Source organism: Sorangium sp. So ce363 (assembly GCF_051520435.1).
Lineage (GTDB): Bacteria > Myxococcota_A > Polyangia > Polyangiales > Polyangiaceae > Sorangium > Sorangium cellulosum_B.
Map to the genome: position 1 here is coordinate 6,790,082 of NZ_CP150333.1, position 15,605 is coordinate 6,805,686.

18 protein-coding genes are annotated in these 15,605 nt (G+C 72.5%); 4 read left to right on the top strand and 14 right to left on the bottom strand.

Annotation, left to right across the window (positions count from 1 at the left end; translation table 11 throughout):
- The first annotated feature begins 25 nt into the window (after nucleotides 1–25).
- Nucleotides 26–1,246 carry an acyl-CoA dehydrogenase family protein gene (locus WMF12_RS25530; RefSeq protein ID WP_437849746.1) on the top strand — a complete coding sequence of 407 codons (1,221 nt, stop codon included), beginning with the start codon at nucleotides 26–28 and terminating at the stop codon, nucleotides 1,244–1,246.
- Nucleotides 1,247–1,257: 11 nt separating this feature from the next.
- Here WMF12_RS25530 and WMF12_RS25535 read toward each other — a convergent pair whose 3' ends face one another.
- The 5 genes from WMF12_RS25535 to WMF12_RS25555 form a co-directional block, all read right to left on the bottom strand.
- The gene (locus tag WMF12_RS25535) at nucleotides 1,258–2,283 is read right to left on the bottom strand and encodes a phosphotransferase enzyme family protein (RefSeq protein ID WP_437849748.1); all 1,026 of its coding nucleotides are present in this window, start codon (nucleotides 2,281–2,283) and stop codon (nucleotides 1,258–1,260) included.
- Nucleotides 2,256–2,762 (bottom strand): hypothetical protein, encoded by a 507-nt coding sequence (locus WMF12_RS25540; protein ID WP_437849749.1) that lies wholly within the window; start codon nucleotides 2,760–2,762, stop codon nucleotides 2,256–2,258. Before WMF12_RS25540 ends, WMF12_RS25535 begins: the two co-directional genes overlap by 28 nt.
- Nucleotides 2,763–2,909: 147 nt before the next feature.
- Nucleotides 2,910–3,164 (bottom strand): glutathione S-transferase family protein, encoded by a 255-nt coding sequence (locus WMF12_RS25545; protein ID WP_437849751.1) that lies wholly within the window; start codon nucleotides 3,162–3,164, stop codon nucleotides 2,910–2,912.
- Nucleotides 3,161–3,838 carry a class I SAM-dependent methyltransferase gene (locus WMF12_RS25550; RefSeq protein WP_437849753.1) on the bottom strand — a complete coding sequence of 226 codons (678 nt, stop codon included), beginning with the start codon at nucleotides 3,836–3,838 and terminating at the stop codon, nucleotides 3,161–3,163. The genes WMF12_RS25545 and WMF12_RS25550 overlap by 4 nt, the downstream gene beginning before the upstream one ends.
- A 17-nt stretch (nucleotides 3,839–3,855) precedes the next feature.
- Nucleotides 3,856–4,320 (bottom strand): DUF1348 family protein, encoded by a 465-nt coding sequence (locus WMF12_RS25555; protein WP_437849755.1) that lies wholly within the window; start codon nucleotides 4,318–4,320, stop codon nucleotides 3,856–3,858.
- Nucleotides 4,321–4,607: 287 nt separating this feature from the next.
- Here WMF12_RS25555 and WMF12_RS25560 point away from each other — a divergent pair, with 287 nt between their 5' ends.
- Nucleotides 4,608–5,000, top strand: coding sequence for an MAPEG family protein (locus WMF12_RS25560; RefSeq protein ID WP_437849757.1), 393 nt, complete (start codon nucleotides 4,608–4,610; stop codon nucleotides 4,998–5,000).
- A 39-nt stretch (nucleotides 5,001–5,039) separates the two neighbouring features.
- On the opposite strand, the gene WMF12_RS25565 is transcribed toward WMF12_RS25560, so the two are convergent.
- From WMF12_RS25565 to WMF12_RS25580, 4 genes are all read right to left on the bottom strand, one after another.
- A complete protein-coding gene (locus WMF12_RS25565) occupies nucleotides 5,040–6,116 on the bottom strand; it encodes an MBL fold metallo-hydrolase (protein WP_437849759.1) in 1,077 nt (358 codons plus the stop codon).
- Nucleotides 6,113–6,688 carry a TetR/AcrR family transcriptional regulator gene (locus WMF12_RS25570; RefSeq protein ID WP_437739265.1) on the bottom strand — a complete coding sequence of 192 codons (576 nt, stop codon included), beginning with the start codon at nucleotides 6,686–6,688 and terminating at the stop codon, nucleotides 6,113–6,115. The genes WMF12_RS25565 and WMF12_RS25570 overlap by 4 nt, the downstream gene beginning before the upstream one ends.
- Nucleotides 6,689–6,794: 106 nt before the next feature.
- Nucleotides 6,795–8,330 carry a sialate O-acetylesterase gene (locus tag WMF12_RS25575; RefSeq protein WP_437849761.1) on the bottom strand — a complete coding sequence of 512 codons (1,536 nt, stop codon included), beginning with the start codon at nucleotides 8,328–8,330 and terminating at the stop codon, nucleotides 6,795–6,797.
- A gap of 257 nt (nucleotides 8,331–8,587) precedes the next feature.
- Nucleotides 8,588–8,974 (bottom strand): VOC family protein, encoded by a 387-nt coding sequence (locus WMF12_RS25580; protein ID WP_437849763.1) that lies wholly within the window; start codon nucleotides 8,972–8,974, stop codon nucleotides 8,588–8,590.
- Between the two features lie 1,222 nt (nucleotides 8,975–10,196).
- Between WMF12_RS25580 and WMF12_RS25585 the strand changes: the two genes are divergently transcribed.
- Together WMF12_RS25585 and WMF12_RS25590 are read left to right on the top strand one after the other, a co-directional pair.
- Nucleotides 10,197–10,379, top strand: a complete 183-nt coding sequence (locus WMF12_RS25585; RefSeq protein WP_437849765.1) for a hypothetical protein — start codon at nucleotides 10,197–10,199, stop codon at nucleotides 10,377–10,379.
- Complete coding sequence (locus WMF12_RS25590; protein ID WP_437849767.1) at nucleotides 10,366–10,842, top strand: nucleotidyltransferase domain-containing protein; 477 nt, start codon at nucleotides 10,366–10,368, stop codon at nucleotides 10,840–10,842. The genes WMF12_RS25585 and WMF12_RS25590 overlap by 14 nt, the downstream gene beginning before the upstream one ends.
- Before the next feature lie 42 nt (nucleotides 10,843–10,884).
- On the opposite strand, the gene WMF12_RS25595 is transcribed toward WMF12_RS25590, so the two are convergent.
- Genes WMF12_RS25595 through WMF12_RS25615 form a run of 5 tightly spaced genes read right to left on the bottom strand, consistent with a single transcriptional unit; the run spans nucleotide 10,885 to nucleotide 15,379 of the window.
- Nucleotides 10,885–12,435, bottom strand: a complete 1,551-nt coding sequence (locus tag WMF12_RS25595) for a sensor histidine kinase (RefSeq protein ID WP_437849769.1) — start codon at nucleotides 12,433–12,435, stop codon at nucleotides 10,885–10,887.
- A gap of 10 nt (nucleotides 12,436–12,445) precedes the next feature.
- Nucleotides 12,446–13,138 (bottom strand): response regulator, encoded by a 693-nt coding sequence (locus WMF12_RS25600; RefSeq protein ID WP_437849771.1) that lies wholly within the window; start codon nucleotides 13,136–13,138, stop codon nucleotides 12,446–12,448.
- Nucleotides 13,135–13,827 carry a hypothetical protein gene (locus WMF12_RS25605; RefSeq protein WP_437849773.1) on the bottom strand — a complete coding sequence of 231 codons (693 nt, stop codon included), beginning with the start codon at nucleotides 13,825–13,827 and terminating at the stop codon, nucleotides 13,135–13,137. Before WMF12_RS25605 ends, WMF12_RS25600 begins: the two co-directional genes overlap by 4 nt.
- Complete coding sequence (locus WMF12_RS25610) at nucleotides 13,824–14,663, bottom strand: hypothetical protein (RefSeq protein WP_437849775.1); 840 nt, start codon at nucleotides 14,661–14,663, stop codon at nucleotides 13,824–13,826. Before WMF12_RS25610 ends, WMF12_RS25605 begins: the two co-directional genes overlap by 4 nt.
- Nucleotides 14,660–15,379, bottom strand: a complete 720-nt coding sequence (locus WMF12_RS25615; protein ID WP_437849777.1) for a hypothetical protein — start codon at nucleotides 15,377–15,379, stop codon at nucleotides 14,660–14,662. The genes WMF12_RS25610 and WMF12_RS25615 overlap by 4 nt, the downstream gene beginning before the upstream one ends.
- Between the last annotated feature and the right edge of the window lie 226 nt (nucleotides 15,380–15,605).

Here is a 15,605-nt window from a genome sequence, read left to right on the forward strand (position 1 = left end):
ACCTGATCCAGGAAAGGAGCCCCGTATGTCCGAGCCCCGTCGATCCCCCGAGCGCGAACGCCTCCTCACCGCCGTGGAGCGCGTCCGCGGCGTCGCCACCGCCCACGCCGAGGCGTCCGAGCGGCTGCGCACGCTCGCGCCCGCGGTCGTCGACGCCCTGCAATCGAGCGGCCTGCTCGCGATGGCCGCGCCGCGCGCGCTCGGCGGCGTCGAGAGCGACCCGCTGACGCAGGTCGAGGTCTTCGAGGCGATGGCGCGCGCGGACGCGTCGGCGGGGTGGTCGCTGATGATCAGCGCGCTGCTCGCCGCGCTCGCCGGGGGCACCCTGCCGGACGAGGGGGCCCGCCAGGTGTTCGCAGGGCCGTTCCCGACGTTCGCGGGGCTCCAGATTCCGACCGGCCTCGCGCGGCGCGTCTCCGGGGGGTACGTGCTCGAGGGCCGCTGGGCCTTCGGCAGCGGCGTGCGGCACGCGTCGTGGGTGTTCACCTGCGCCATCGTGGCCCCGGAGGGCGGGGCCCCTCCGGCGGGGCCGCCCGAGATGATAAGCCTCGCTGTCCCGCGCGAGCAGGTGGTGATCGAGGACACGTGGGACGTGGCCGGCCTGCGCGGCACGGGGAGCGACCACTACCGGATCGAGGGCGCGCTCGTGCCCGAGGCGCGGACGTGCCCCTTCCCGGCGGCGCCTCAGCGGCGCGGCGGCGCGCTGGTCTCGCTGCCGTTGCTTGCCCTGCTCGCGGCCGGTCACGTCGGCTTCGCGCTCGGCGTCGGGCGGCGCGCGCTCGACGAGATCGCCTCGATTGCCCCGCGCCGCGTGAAGGCCTGGCCGCAGCTCGCGCTGGGCAGCCACGCGGCCTTCCACATGGACCTCGGGCGCGCGGAGGCGAAGCTCGCGGCGGCGCGGGCCTATGCGTTCGACGTGCTCGGGCGGATGTGGGACCAGGCGCGCGCTGGAGAGGCGCTCTCGATCGAGGACTGGGCGGCGATCCGGCTCGTCCAGACGTATGTGACCGACGTCGCCGCGGAGGTCACGGGCTTCGCCTACCGGGCCGGCGGCGGGGGCGCGCTCTACGCGGCGAGCCCGCTGCAGCGGTGCTTCCGGGACATCCACGCGGCGACGCAGCACATCGCCGCGACCGACGACGCCTACGAGTTCGCGGGGCGCGCGCGGCTCGGGATCGCCGAGCTGCACCCGATGCTCGCGCCACGACCGCCCTCGGGCGGCGGGTTAGCTCGACAGGGCGGCTGAGCGACGCGCTCTCAGCCAGCCTCCGGCCACGCCGGTTGATCGCCGAGGATGCGCGGCTTGTGGCGCTCCAGGTAAGCGCGACACCAGGCGTCCGGCGCCTCGCGCCGGCTGACCCGGCGGATCGCCGTGTAGAGCACGAGCTCGCGCAGCTTCATGAACCGATCCATCTCCGCCAGCCACCGCGCGGAGAGCGCGTTCTCCCGGGCGTAGCCGTCCAGGAACCTGTCGCGGAACATCCGGAGGAGCTCGGGCGGCCGCCCGGGGCCGAGCGGGTCGATCGCGACATAGAAGAGGACGATCCCGAGATCGCTCGCGAACCACTCGTAGGCGCAGTCGTCGAAATCGATCAGCGTGAGCGCGCCGCCGTCCTTGAGCACGTTCCCGAAGTGGGCGTCGGTGTGCACCAGGCCGAAGGCGTCGCGGTCCGTCGGCAAGGCCCGGAGCTCCGCGATGAGCCGCTCTAGCCGACCGCCGATCGGGTCGCGCTCGTCCTCCGGCAAGAGCTCCCGCGCGCTGGTGAAGTCGCCGTCCTCATGCCACGCATGACGCCGCCTCGCCGACGGCGGAACATACACCTTGGTCGCGGCGTGCAGTCGCCCCAGGAGCCGCCCCCAGGCGGTCGCCACGTCCGGCGTCAGATCGTCGGCAGAGAGCGGAGCGCCTGGCGCCTTCGCGTACGCGCGCACGCAGACGGCCTGGCCGGGCCCGCCGAGCAACGCTGCGTAGCTGCCGTCAGCGGCCCGGATCGCCGGGGCGGCGCGGACGCCATTGGCTGTCAGGTACTCCAGCCATTCACACTCCGCCTCGACCGCGTCCAGGGACCTGCGCCCGGGATCCCCGAGCTTCAGGACGAAGGTACCGTCGCCCCGCCGTGCTTCGAAGACGTGGCTCTCGAAGCCGCCGATGTGCCGGCAGGTCGCCGGATCGAGCCCGTAGAGCGCAAGAGCGCGATCGAGGAGGGCGGGATCTACGGGAGTCGTATCGTCCGCTCCAGAGGGCAGCCCTGCGGTCAGGGCTGGCTGCCTTCCGGCGGGCACGCGACCCTCTGGGGCGGCGGTGGGTTGCACATGACGACCACGGGAGGGCCTCCGTCGCGAGAGGGCTGAGGCGGCGGGCAGGTGTTCGGGAAAAACTGCCTGCACGTGCCGTCCGGACCCCGGACCACCCTTCCCCCCTGCGCGGGCTGCGGAAGAGGTCGCTCCTCGCCCTGCGCCGCCGTCGCCCCTGCGCCATGGGATGCACCGGACGCGGCCGGCGCCGACGTCGTTCCGGCGTCCCGCGACGTCTCCGGTGCCGCCGCGTCCTGCGTCTCCGCCGTCCCGGCGTCGCTGGACGCGGCCGCATCCCCCACGCCAGACGAATACGTCAGCGGGGAATCCAGGCGCGGCGGGTTGGTGATCAGCTCCGGCGGATCGGGCGGCGGCTGGGCTGTGCCACAAGCCGTCGCGCCGCCGGCCACCGTGATGACGAACGAGGACGCGAGCACACGGCGGCGCCGGCGCGACGAGAGCTTCATGGCGACCATCATAGACCGATGGCCCAATCCACGTCACCCGAACGGCGATCGCTGCGGCGCGCTCCGCGCGCGACGTGGCGCAGCGCCGCCGAGCGCGGCGAGGTCGTCAACCTCGTCCACCTCGAGCGCCGCGGCCAGGCGCTTCGCTCATGACTTCATCTTCATCGCGTGCGGACGCGCCTGCAAGCGATCCACGTAGGCCTCCAGCCTGGGCCGCCCCGTCGCATTTCCCCACAGGCGCGCCCACATGAACATCGAGCCGATCATCACATCGGCCGCGGTGAACCAGTCGCCGAACAGATAAGGCCCGTCCCCGACCTCGCCTTCGATCACGTCCATGACCGTGGCCCTCGATGCCGAGCGTGGTAAAGAACAGGAACCGTCGATGAGGACGTCGATCATGCTTCAGGCGGATGGCGTGCCGTGCGCCTGAGCTGCACGGACAGGAGCCGCGGCGGGTCGCTCCTGGCGGCCTCCGCGTCGCGCCACTCGCCCAGGTGAACGAGCTCGAACCCGGCCCCCAGGCCGCCGTTCACGTACTGTGACACGTCATGCAGGAACGCGGTCACACGCTCCGGCTGGCCGGTCTCCGGGTTGACGAAATTGGCCTGCCCCCCGCGCATCTGTCGCACGGGGTGCAGCTCGCACAGGAAGAGCTCTCCTCCCGCGCGCAAGGCGCGGGCAGCCTCGGCGAAGACCGCGTCGATGTGCTCGATGTGCTCCAGCACGAGCATGGCAATCACGACGTCCGACGAGCCCTCCGCAAGAGGCCAGGAATCGCGGATGTCGTGCTGTACGAACCGGACGCGGGGAGAAGACACGCGGGCCCTCGCGCGACGCAACATCCCCTCGGAGAAATCCAGCGCGAGGACGCTCCTCGCGTGCTCGTCGAGCCACTGCGTGTTGCGCCCGGTGCCGCAGCCGATCTCGAGCACGTCCCGGCCAGCCAGCGCCAGGCCGCGCTGCCGGAGGACCTCGGCCGCCAGCTCGCGGGTCCGGTTGAAATCGTCATCGTACGTCGCGGCCCAGCGATCGTAGGCCGTGGCGATCTCGGGCTTGTCTGGAGAGCTGGACATGAGCTCGCTCGGCATCGCTACAAGCTGAGCTCGCTCAGCCCCGGATGCTCGTCGGGTCGCCGCCCGAGCGGCCAGTGGAGCTTCCGCTCCTCCGCCGCGATCCGCACGTCATTGATGCTCGCCTCGCGCCGCCGCATCAGCCCCTGCGCATCGAACTCCCACTGCTCGTTGCCATGGGACCGGTACCAGTTGCCGCTGTCGTCGTGCCATTCATAGGCGAAGCGCACCGCGATCCGGTCCCCGGTGAACGCCCAGACCTCCTTGATCAGGCGGTAGTCCAGCTCCCGCTGCCATTTGCGGTGCAGAAACGCCTCGATCGCCGCCCGCCCCTGGAAGAACTCCGCCCGGTTCCGCCAGCGGCTATCGACCGTGTATGCCTGAGCCACGCGCGCGGGATCCCGACTGTTCCAGGCGTCCTCCGCCAGCCGCGCTTTCCGGGCGGCGGTCTCTGCAGTGAAGGGCGGCAGCGGCGGGCGCGACACGACAGGATCTTCGCTCAAGGTGCACCTGAACGAACCTTCCTCGAATCTCCCATCCCCGGCAACCCCTTTTCACGCGAAGCTCCCCAGGGCCGTACCGCGGACCGGCCGCTCCCGTCCTGCCATCGGCGCGCGTCCGTCGCTCGAGCGCGCCGCCCCGCGGGACCGCCCTGCCCGCTCCGGTGCAGGCGCCGTGGGAGCGGCCACGACGCTTGGCGCTCGCGCCGGCGGCGGGAGCTCGTTAGAGTCGCTCCACGCTCCGAGGAGCCTGTGCGCTCGAGAGGGATCCGATGACCATTCCGTTGACGTGCGTCTTCATCTCACTTCTCTTGATCTACGTGGCCCGCCTGTTCGTCGCCAGGGCGCAGTCACAGCAGCCCGAGGGCCTGGACAACCGCAACCCGCGCGACCAGCAGGCCAAGCTCACCGGCGTCGGGCGCCGCGCCCTCGCCGCCCACCAGAACGCCTTCGAGGGGTTTGCGCCCTTCGCCGCCGCCGTCTTCACGGCCCACCTCGCGGGCGCCGACGCTCGCTGGAGCGCCATCCTCGCCGTCACCCACGTCGCCGCGCGCGTTCTCTATCTGGTCATGTACATCGGCGACAAGGCCTCTGCCCGGACCGCTGTCTGGATCATCGGCTTCGCCGCCACCGTGGGCCTCTTCCTCCTGAAGTGGCTGGTCTGAACGCCGCAGCGCCGGCGCGGCGGGGGCGCCGTGGCAGGCTCAGCGCGGCAGGGGCATCCACGCGCCGTCCGTCGGGACGTGGACCTGCGCGGGCAGGTTCTTCGAGGCGGCGCGCTGGGTGAACGCCGTCACGGGCTCGCGGTAATGGGCGAACGTGGTGTGGTGGATGGGGATCACGTGGCGGGCGCGGAGCAGCGCGGCGGCGGCGACCGCCTCCTCCGCGTCCATCGTGCGGAGGCCGCGCGCGCCGTCGACGCCGACCGCGCCGAGGTGCGGGAGCCAGAGGTCGATGGGCGCGAAGCGGGCCGCCACCGCGCGCATCGGCTCGGTGAAGACCGAATCGCCGGTCCAGTAGACCGAATAGGGCGCCGCGCCCTCCCAGCGGAGCACATAGCCGTTGCCCTTGCCGAGCGTCGCGTCGAGCGCCGCATCGTGGGAGTGGTTCGCCGGGACGGCGAGGATCCTCAGGCGGCCGGCGCGGGTCGGGAGCACGGCCTCGTTGTCCCAATCGAGCGGCGTCAGCTTCGTGAATCCGGCGGCGCGCGCCGCGCCGACCGCGTCGGGAGGGAGGACGAAGGTGACGTCCTTCGGGAGTGTCTCCCTCGCGACGGCGTCGAAATGGTCAGCATGGTTGTGGCTGAGGAGGATGACGTCGAGGTGCCCGAGCGGCTCCGCCGGAGGATCGGTATAGCGGGCGACCGGCGCGTTCTCGACGCCGGTCGACGGGTGTTTGGGGAGCACGAACGCCGCTGGGCCGCGCGGGCCAAGGACGGGATCGGTGAGCAGCCGGAGGCCGTCGCGCTCGAGGATCGCCGTCGGGCCGCCGCGCCACTGGAGGCGCCCGCTCGAGGCCTCGGCCGCGGCGGCTTCGCCGGCCGGCGGCGCGATCGCGGCGGCCGCGCCGGCCGGCGGCGCGCTGGCTCCGCCGCGGTCCGGCGAAGCACAGGCCGTCAGGGAGAGCGCGAGCAGCGCGGCGACCACCGAGCCCACGGGCGCCCGCGGCCTGCGCGGGCGACCCATCGAGGGCGCGCCTGCGCCGGGCTCGGCCCCGGCGGGCTGCGGGAGCTGCTCGGCACGTCCATTCCACCTGCTCGGGACACCCGTGATGCGGTTCATCGTCGTCGCCTTCCTGGCCGCGCTGTTGCAATGAGGTTCTCGGCGAGGGACCGCGCGCGCGCGGCGGCGCCCGGTCCCCCCTCGCGGACGGCGGTCACGATCGCGCCGTCGATCAGCAGCAGGATCTGCGGCGCCAGCGCGCTGGCCGAAGGCACGCCGGCCTCGCGCAAGAGCCGCTCGAAATAGTCGATGAGCCGCTGCTTGTGGCGCTGCGCGGCCTCGTGCGCTGGGTGGCTCCGGCTCGCGACCTCGACCATCGTGTTGAGGAACGCACAGCCGCGAAAGTCGTCCGCGGCGAACAGCTCGGCGAGCGCGTCGAAGACCGCGAGCGGCCGGTCCCGCGGATCGTCCGCGACCGCCTCGACTCGCCCGGCCAGCCACTCGCGAAAGCGCGCGTCGCGCGCGTCCAGCACCGCCACGAGCAGGTCGTCCTTCGTCGGAAAGTGGCGGTAGAAGGTGGCCTTGGCGACGTCCGCCTCGGCGATCAAACGATCGACGCCGACGGCGCGATACCCCTCGGCGTAGAAGAGGCGCTCCGCGACCTCGAGGATGTGGCGCCTGGCGTCCCGCACGACGCTGTTCTAGACAGACAGGTCTGTCTTGTCAAGCGCGCGGAGAGGCGCCTGCGGACCGCCGCCCGCAGGCTCTCCGATCGGAACGCCGCGCCGGAGCGGCCCGTCAGGGGACGTTCATCTCGAACGCCACGCTGTAGTTCGGCTGCGCCTTGCCCGTCGTCGAGCCGACGAAAGGATCGGAGTCGCGCAGCTGACCCCAGCGGATCGTGCCGCCCGTCATCGACGTCCCGTCGGTCGTCATCGCATAGCCGACCATCACGCCGGACGCGGGGAGGTTCCGCGCGGTGATCTGCACCGAATCGCCGGAGATCTCCACGCCGCTGATCGGGATCCGGGAGTTGCCGCTCCAGAGCTCGAAGCCGCGGCCCTGCGCCCACTCCGTGAACGCGGTCTGGTGGGGAGACGGCAGCGCGCTGTCCCAGGCGAGCGGCGGCACAGGGACATGGAAGTGCACGGTGACGACGTCGCCGCTGCGCTCGACGCGCGTCGGCTGGAGCGGCTGCCAGTCCTTCCCGAGGACGACCTTCTCGAAGTAGATCTGGCCGAATTTCTCGCCGAGCTGCTGGTAGCCATTCGCGTTCAGGTGGATGTGATCGTTCGCATACGGATACTGGTACTTCGGACCCGAGCAGACGATATCGCCCGGGTGATCGACGCCCACGCGCCACTGCGCCTGCGTCGACGTCGACCGCGTGCCGGCGTCGGTGTGCACCGAGTTCTGCTGGGACACGAGCAGGGGGATGCTCCGCGACTGGCCGGTGATCCGGAGGAGATCCTGGTTGTAGTCGGACCACAGCTTTACGAGTTCATCCTCGTAGGTCGCGCTGCCGGCGTCGGACTCGCCGTGCGTGATCACGATGGCGCCGACGCCGTACGTCTTGCCGGCCTCCCTGGCGAGGCGCGCGATGGCCTCCGCCTCGAACAGCGTCGCCGCGTAGGCGCGGCCCATCGATGTGTCGCCCGTGGCCGTCTGGGTGGCGCCCTTCCGGAGGACGCTCATCGGCTGCCCGCTCTCCCCGACGACGGTGTGCACCGTGACGTGGTCGCCGCCGGCGGATGCCTCCGCGAGGGACGAGATCTGGTCGGCCATGGCCGTGTGCGGCGTCTCGCCATAGATGTTCTTCGGGTAAGCGCTGGGGTAGGTCGTCGCAAACCCGCGGATCGGCTCGACGAGCGGCACCAGGGAGAGGGCCGTGCTCGCCGCATCGAAGGGGGGCACGCTCGCGTTCCCGAGGGACAGCTTGAGGTTGTGAAAGCGCTGCGTGGTGGTGCGGGGCGGCGTGCCCTCCGCGCCGACCGAGAGGCTCTGTCCCGTGCCGACGATGCCGCTCCAGTCCCAGAGCGGCGCCGGCGGCGCGCCGCCGCCCCCTTCGCCAGCGCCGCCGGTGCCTGCCGCGCCGCCGCCCCCTTCGCCGGCGCCGCCGGTGCCCGCCGCGCCGCCGGTGCCGCTCGCGCTGCCCGTCGCGCCCTGACCGCCGGCGCCGCCGGAGCCGCTCGCGCTGCTCGTCGCGCCCTGACCGCCGGCGCCGTGACCGCCGGCGCCAGAGGACGACCCGTCCGACGAGTCGCATCCGAACGCCGCGAGGAGGAGAGCGAGAGTGCCTGACGAACCGAGGCTCAAGAACGAAGATTGTCGCATGTTGGCTCCTTGCCGCTGCACGAGCGGGCCGGGTGATCGCGCGGCCCGGAGCGTCGATCGTCAGGCCGCGTGGTGGAAACCACGACCGGCCATAGCACGGAGGCGCAGGAAAACTGAACCGATTCAGTTGATAGGGACCTCAACCTCGGTCGGAAGCTCCGCCTGGGGGTCGAGCTCGGGGGGTCAACCTCCTCGCGAGCGCCTGTTCGTGCCGGCGCGATGCCTCGATCTCTGCGCGTCCCGGCGGCGCGTCGCCGTCAAGCGTCGGTGCGTACCGCGGGGAGCGGGCGGCGCCGGCAGCTCACCTCGATGAGGATGTCGCCGGGCGCCTTGAAATAGAACATCACGCCGCGGCCGTTCTCGCTCACGGGGCCGCTGTCGACGCCCGCCGCGACGATCGCCGCGTGCTTGTCGTACACGGTGGCCACGTCGCCGACGATGAAGCCGATGTGGAAGCCCTCCGGATAAGGGCCGTCCGTCTCGCGCCGCCGCTGCAGGACGAGCGTGAAGTCGCCGGGCCCCGTGAGGATGGCGATCGCCGGCGAGTGCCGGTTGCCGTGGACCTCGAACTGGAAGTGCCGCTCGAAGAACGCGGCCGTTTCGAGGACGTCGGGGACCTGGAGATCGATGTGATTGAGCTGCATGGGAGCCTCCACGGAGGACGCACGTGCGTCCAGGTGCCGTGGGACCTCACTCCGTGGTGGAGGGGACATGGGCTCCCGTCATGGGAGTGGCCGGGGCTCGCCTGAACCGGCCTACCTCTTTCGGCGAGCAAGAAGATAGCGAAGCGATCGCGACCTGGCAACGTCGCGCGAGACGTCGACGCGCCGGCGTGGCGGTCGAGGAGGGCGCCGCGCGCGCTCGGTGAGGCGAGGGGGTGGGCAAGCCAGCTCGGCGCGCGATCGTTGCCGCGCGGGCGGCGCCGGAACCTCAACCTCGGTGGGCGGCGGCGGTGGCGCCGGAACCTCAACCTCGGTGGGCGGCGGCGGTGCCTCAACCTGGATCGGACGTCGACGCCCGAGGCGATGGGCGGTCGGCCAGCAGCCGCACTGCGTTGCGATCCGGAGGGGTCCGGCACCCCCGCGGGCGCTCTGCGTTGGGTAATGCTCAATTTTGAGCAACCAGCCAAGGCGACCTTGACGGCTGATCCCGTCGTGCAGCCAGACACGCAACGTCCACTCGTCCTCGTTCTGCCACCAGGACACCTTCAAGCGGTCTATGTGTGCAAGATGTGGCACCGGGGCGCCGGCTGGGTGCGACCGAGTTGCCCCATGCACTCGGTGTAAGAGGGCGCATGCCGGAAGAAAATGACGCCACGTACCCCACCGCGTGGGAGCACCTCCTCGCGGACCGATTCGACCCAACAACACAAGCGCCCGACCAGAGGCCCCCCAAAGAATGCGGCCGGAGGAGCGGAAGCGGGAGAAGCGCCGCAAACGGGCGGAGAGGCGCGAGCAGAAGAGGAAGTTGTCGTGGTGGCGGGCTCTCTCTGGGAAACCCTTTCATGCGCTCGATCGCGCCGCACGCCGGTCCAGGAAGGGGCGCAAGGTGGCCTAATCGGAGGGTTAGGCCACTGCCGAGATGAGCCTATAAACGGGCTCTGAACGCGCGCGCCAGATAGCACACCCGATGTCCTAGCGGTCCTGGTTGCGCCTCGAAACCTCAACCTCGGTGGGTGGCGGGGCGCGGCGATGGCGGGGCCTCAACCTGGGTCGGGCCTCAACGTCCGAGGCGATGGGCGGTCTGCCAGCGGCCGCTCGGCGTTGGGATCCGGAGGGGTCCGGCGCCCCCGTGGGCGCTCTGCATTGCCGTCCGGAGGGGGTCCAGCACCCCGGCTTGCCGGCCCCCGCATGCTAGGCTCCGAGCATGCCCGAGCCTCTGGACCCTCCCGCCGAGGAGCGGGACGACAGCCCCTACGACGAGAACGGGGTGGACCGCTCCCTCGTCCGCTGGATGCTCAGCCTGTCTCCCACGGAGCGACTGGCGCAGGTGCAGGGGGCGATCGATCTGGTCATGAGCGTGCGCGAACCATCCGATGGCGCTCGCTGACGTCCTGCACGCGCTGGTACACCACGACGTCGAGTTCATCGTCGTGGGCGGCATGGCTGCGGCGCTGCAGGGCGCCCCAGTGAACACCCTCGACATCGATATCGTGTACTCACGCTCCGAGGAGAACATCGTCCGGCTCATGGCGGCCCTGGCAGACCTGGAAGCCGTCTTCCGCACCGACCCACGACGCCTCGTCCCGAACGAGTCGCACCTGCGCTCGGCGGGGCACAAGCTGCTCCAGACGAAGCACGGTCTGCTCGACGTGCTGGCGACGATCGAGGAGTCGACGTCCTATGACGATCTCCTGCCCGACTCGACGGTGCTCGAGGTAGTCGGCGTACGCGTCCGCGTTTTGTCGCTGGAACGGTTGATCGAGGTCAAGGCGAAGCTGACCAGGCCCAAGGATCGGGCGATGCTCCTTCTGCTCCAGGCGACCCTCGACGAAAAGCGTCGAGCGCCCTGACCGGTACATCGAGCCGCACGGGGAACCCTCCCCGCCCCCTCCTCACTGCCGCACCGGCAGCTCCACCACGAAGCTCGCCCCCTCCCCCGGCGCGCTCTCCACGGTCACCGCCCCGCCGTGCGCCTCGACGACGCTCTTCACGATCGCCAGTCCCAGCCCCGTCCCGTCGCGGCCCTCGTCCGTCGTGAAGAACCGATCGAAAATCCTCGGCAGGTGCTGCGGCGGCACCCCCGGCCCCCGGTCGCGCACCGAGATCCTCGCCGTCCTCTCCCCTTCCCGCCCTTCCCCGCCCTCCACGGTCACCACCACCGCCTGTCCCGACGGCGAGAACTTCACCGCGTTGTCGACGAGGTTCAAGAGCGCCGTCTCCAGGTCCGTCTGCCGCGCCCGGAGCAGCCGTGTCCGCATCTCGTACCGCAGCTCCACCGGCTGCCCCGGGCTCGCGCGCCGCTCCACAACGCGCGCCACGAGCGCCTCCAGATCGAGCACCGTCATCGCCTCGCTCGAGGCCTCGATCCGGCTCAGCTCCAGCAGCCTCGACACGAGCCGGTCGAGCCGCGCCACGTCGAGCTCGATGTTCCGCAGAAAGCGCCGCCGCGCCTCGAGATCGTCCGCCGCCCCCTCGTCGAGCAGCTCGGCGGCGCCCCGGATCGACGTCAGCGGCGACTTGAACTCGTGTGCCACATCGGCCGCAAAATCCGAGATGTAGCGCAGCCGCGCCCCCAGCCGCTCGTTCATCGCGGCGAACGACTCGCCGAGCTCGCGGATCTCGCCGCTCCCGGACACGGGCACCACGACGTCGCGCTCGCCGGCCGCGATGCGCTTCGCCGCGCGCGACAGCTTGCCGAGCGGCCTCGAGATCGACCACGCGAGCGCCAGCGTGACGAGGCCCGTGAACACGCTCGCGACCACGAGGACCCGGATGAGCCCGGAGCGGATCCGGTGCAGCTCGACCAGCACCGGCTGCGTCGAGCGGACAACGTACACCGCGCCGAGCACCTCGCCGCCCCGCCGGATCGGCTCGGCCAGGAACAGGAAGACCGCCAGCTCCTGCTGCCGGACACGCGTCCGCGCCGCGCGGCGCCCGGCGAGCGCCTCGCGCACCTCCGGACGATCCGGGACCTCGGACCAGCCCTCGCGCGCGCCCTTTCCGATCGGCCGCACGTTGTCGGCGAGCTCCCGGAAGTCCGCCGAGCTCGGGCGATGGCCGCGCGTCGGCATGAGCGCGGGGGCCGCTGGCTCGGGCCCCTCGGGCGGGCCGTTCTCGTGCGAGTCGGCGACGACAGCGCCCGCCCTGTCGAGGATCCGGACGCGCGTGCGCGTGAGCCTCGCGGCCTGGGTCAAGATGTCGCCGTGCTCGGGCGCGTCGAGCTCGATCCCTCGATCGAGATCCGACGCGAGCATCGCGGCGACCAGGACCGCCTGGTTCGCCATGTCGCGCTCCAGCGAGCCGAGCAGCTGCCGCTCGTAGAGGCGCGCGAACTCGAGCCCCGCCACAGGCACGAGCAGCACCACCAGGTTCACGACCAGCAGCCGGACGCGGATCCGGCCGAGCTCCCAGCGCAGGCGCTCGATCATCGTGGGGCCCGGCATCGCGGCCCGGCTACGCCCCCTGCAGCTTGTAGCCGACGCCGTGGACGGTCGCGATCGGATCGCCGCCAAGTACGCGGAATTTCGCGCGAATCCGGCGAACGTGCGTGTCGATGGTGCGCTCCGTGATCAGGTTGTCGTAGCGGTAGGCGCGCTGCATGAGCTGCCCGCGCGAGAGCACCACCCCGGGCCGCTCCAGCAGCGCGCCGAGCACGCCGAGCTCTGTCGCCGTGAGCGACACCGGCTGGCCGAGGTACCGCGCCTCGTGACGCTCGGTGTCGACCTCGATCGGGCCGTGGCGGAGGACCGCGGCGCGCGCCTCCGCCGGCGCGGGCGGCGGCGCCTCGGTCCGCCGGAGCAGCGCGCGCACCCGCGCCACGAGCTCGCGCGGCGAGAACGGCTTCGTGAGGTAGTCGTCGCCGCCGAGCTCCAGGCCGACGATCCGGTCGACCTCGTCGGCGCGCGCCGACAGGAACAGGATCGGCGTCCTGCTCCCGGCGCGCAGCCGCCGGCACACCTCGAGGCCGTCGAGCTCGGGGAGCATCACGTCCAGCACCACGAGGTCCACCGTGCCCGCCCCCGCCGCCTCGACGGCGGCGCGCCCGTCGGCCACCGCCGTCACGGCGTACCCCTCCTTTTGCAGGGCGTAGAGCAGCACCTCGCGGATGCGCGCCTCATCGTCGACGACCAGGATGTGCTTGCTCACGTCGCGATCGGTCCCTCTGTTCCGGCGTCGTGCGCGTCGATCGCCGCGCCGAGGCCCTCCACGCGCGCCCAGACCTCGGACACGATACCACCGACGCCCTCGACCGAGGATCCGGCGAAGCGCGCCAGCACGAGCTGCGTGCGCAGCGCCTGGACGAGATCCGCGAGCTCGTCGAGGGCGCGGGCGTCGCGGTCGCGCATCGCCCGCAGGCGCCGGATGTTCTCGAGGTGGAGGTGCGCCGTCGCCAGCGACCGCGCGCCCGCGCCGCCGCCGCCCCGCTCGATCTCCGCGACGCGCGCCGCGGCGGCGCCCTCGTCGAAGCCGCTCTGGCGCAGCAGCGCGTCGAGCTCCGCGTGGCGGGCGGCGGCGCGCGCCACCTCGGCCTCGATCCGCGAGGCCGCCTCGCGCGACAGGAGCGCCTCGAACGAGGTGCCAGCGCACGCGCTGACCCCCTCGCGCAGCGCGCCCTGGACGCGCGCGGCGGCTTCGCCCGCGGCGCCGCCCGCGCGCCCGCCACCCTCCCCGCGGCCCGCCGTGAGCGCGACGGGCGCCCAGATGGGCCAGAGCGGCACGCAGAGCGCCGCGGAGAGGGCGGCGCGGCGGCGCCCCTCGGATGAGGCGCGGTACACCGCCACGGCGCACGCGAGCCCGGCGATCAGGTACAGCACCGCGAGATCGCGGAGGCTCATTGCGCCTCCTTCACCCGGTCGCCGCGCTCGGCGCCCCGATCGAGGCCGTCCAGGCCCGCGCCGTCCGCCGGCGGGACCTCCCGTACGGTCGCGCCGTCCGCCGGCGGGTCATCGACCGGAGCCACGCCATCGCGCGAGGGTCGCTCCCACGGGCGCAGCCCGTCGTGCGAGCGCAGATCGTCGTCGTAGATGAGCGCGGAGCGGAAGCTCGTGACGAGCGCGTCGGAGAAGCTCCCCTCGCGGGCGCGCAGGAACGGGACGTCCTTCTCGCTCGGCCGCCCGAGGTAGGGCCGGAGGATCCATGCGGCTTGACCGCCGACGGCGAAGAAGACGGCCATGAAGGCGACCGCGGTGAGCCAGCGGCCCGGACCCGCGCCGATGCCCCGCACGAGCACGCCGAGCGCCGCGAGGCCCGCGACGGCGTAGGCGAGCCAGGCCGCGACCGACGACGCGTGGTAGCCGAGCCCCACGTCGATGGCCAGCCAGAGCACGGGCGCGAACGCGAGCAGCACCAGCGACGAGCGGCCCGCCGACGCGAGGGCGAGCGCGATGACGGACCGCATGGGCCACGGGCGCCCGAGCACGGCCGAGAACGCGTGGAGCGCCGGGACCGAGAGCGCGAGCGTGATCAGCATCGCCAGCGGCACCTTGACGGCCGCAAAGACGATCTGCTCGCTGCCGCGGAAGCTCCCGATCACGCCGCCAAACACGGCCGAGCCGAGGGCAATCGCGCCGAGCGACGCGAGCGCGATGGCGCGGATGTCCCTGTCCTCACGGCAGCTCGCGGCCACCTCGGAGGGCGCCCTGAGGAGACGGCTCACGACGGAGGCGCTCACGAGGCACCCCCCTTCAGGATCGGGAGCATCCCCCACCACACGCGCAGCGCGAGCACCACGGCGAACCCCGCGAACACGACGAGCGCCGCGGTCGACCGGGACACGCCGGCGAGACCGCCCTCGCGCTGGAGCACCGCGCCGAGGTCACGCAGCAGGATGCAGATGCCGACGGCGCCGCCCACCGCGAGGCCGAGCAGCCCCATGAGGGCCGCGGTCGCGTCCGCCCCGCTCGTCACGACGAAGAGCGCCGAGGCGGGCGCGAGGCCGCCGAGCACGAGGCCCGTCGCGGCCGCGGCGCGCGCCGTCGCCGAGAGCGCGCGCGGCGGGTCGAGCGGCGCGTCGAAGAGCGTCAGCACGATCGTGAGCGCCGGCACGCCGACGCACGCAACGGCGATCATCGCCGCAGGGACGCCGGCCGCGTGGCGGACGAACGACACGCCGCCCTGCCGCGCGCCGAGCGAGAGGCCGTACAGCGCCGCGAGGCCGACGCCGACGCCGAACCGGGACAGCTCCTCGCGGAGCGAGACCGAAGGCCGCTCCGCGAGGAGGGCAGCCGTCCAGCTGCGGTGTCCGGCGCCTGCGGTGGGCTCCGCGGCGGTGCCGGGCACAGGGGCCGCGGGGGCGTCGTCTCGACGCTCCGCGGGATCTTTTGCGCCGGCGTCCGTGCCGGCCTCGGGCGATGACGTTACGGGGAGACAGGTAGCTTGCGCCTGCACAAGGACCTCCATCGGGGTGAGCGCTGCGCGGCCTGGTCACGGCCGCCGCAGACCTCCCTGGGCGTACCCCCCGGGTGAGGCGCACCCGCGCGCCCGACGAGGAACAGACGCGGAGAGGTTGTGGCGAAGACGTGGCGACGGCGCGCGCCCTCCGGAGCGCCCCGGGGCCAGGACCGCCGGCGCCCGAGAAGCCCTCCGCGGGAGGTCTCCCGCGACGGTCCACACG

Coding starts and splice junctions, on each gene's coding strand:
- WMF12_RS25580 (WP_437849763.1), bottom strand. CDS start 8,974: ATGCAGCTCAATCACATCGATCTCCAGGTCCCCGACGTCCTCGAAACG.
- WMF12_RS25585 (WP_437849765.1), top strand. CDS start 10,197: ATGCCCGAGCCTCTGGACCCTCCCGCCGAGGAGCGGGACGACAGCCCC.
- WMF12_RS25545 (WP_437849751.1), bottom strand. CDS start 3,164: ATGATCGACGTCCTCATCGACGGTTCCTGTTCTTTACCACGCTCGGCA.
- WMF12_RS25590 (WP_437849767.1), top strand. CDS start 10,366: ATGGCGCTCGCTGACGTCCTGCACGCGCTGGTACACCACGACGTCGAG.
- WMF12_RS25595 (WP_437849769.1), bottom strand. CDS start 12,435: ATGCCGGGCCCCACGATGATCGAGCGCCTGCGCTGGGAGCTCGGCCGG.
- WMF12_RS25530 (WP_437849746.1), top strand. CDS start 26: ATGTCCGAGCCCCGTCGATCCCCCGAGCGCGAACGCCTCCTCACCGCC.
- WMF12_RS25540 (WP_437849749.1), bottom strand. CDS start 2,762: ATGAAGCTCTCGTCGCGCCGGCGCCGCCGTGTGCTCGCGTCCTCGTTC.
- WMF12_RS25550 (WP_437849753.1), bottom strand. CDS start 3,838: ATGTCCAGCTCTCCAGACAAGCCCGAGATCGCCACGGCCTACGATCGC.
- WMF12_RS25565 (WP_437849759.1), bottom strand. CDS start 6,116: ATGAACCGCATCACGGGTGTCCCGAGCAGGTGGAATGGACGTGCCGAG.
- WMF12_RS25605 (WP_437849773.1), bottom strand. CDS start 13,827: ATGAGCCTCCGCGATCTCGCGGTGCTGTACCTGATCGCCGGGCTCGCG.
- WMF12_RS25575 (WP_437849761.1), bottom strand. CDS start 8,330: ATGCGACAATCTTCGTTCTTGAGCCTCGGTTCGTCAGGCACTCTCGCT.
- WMF12_RS25560 (WP_437849757.1), top strand. CDS start 4,608: ATGACCATTCCGTTGACGTGCGTCTTCATCTCACTTCTCTTGATCTAC.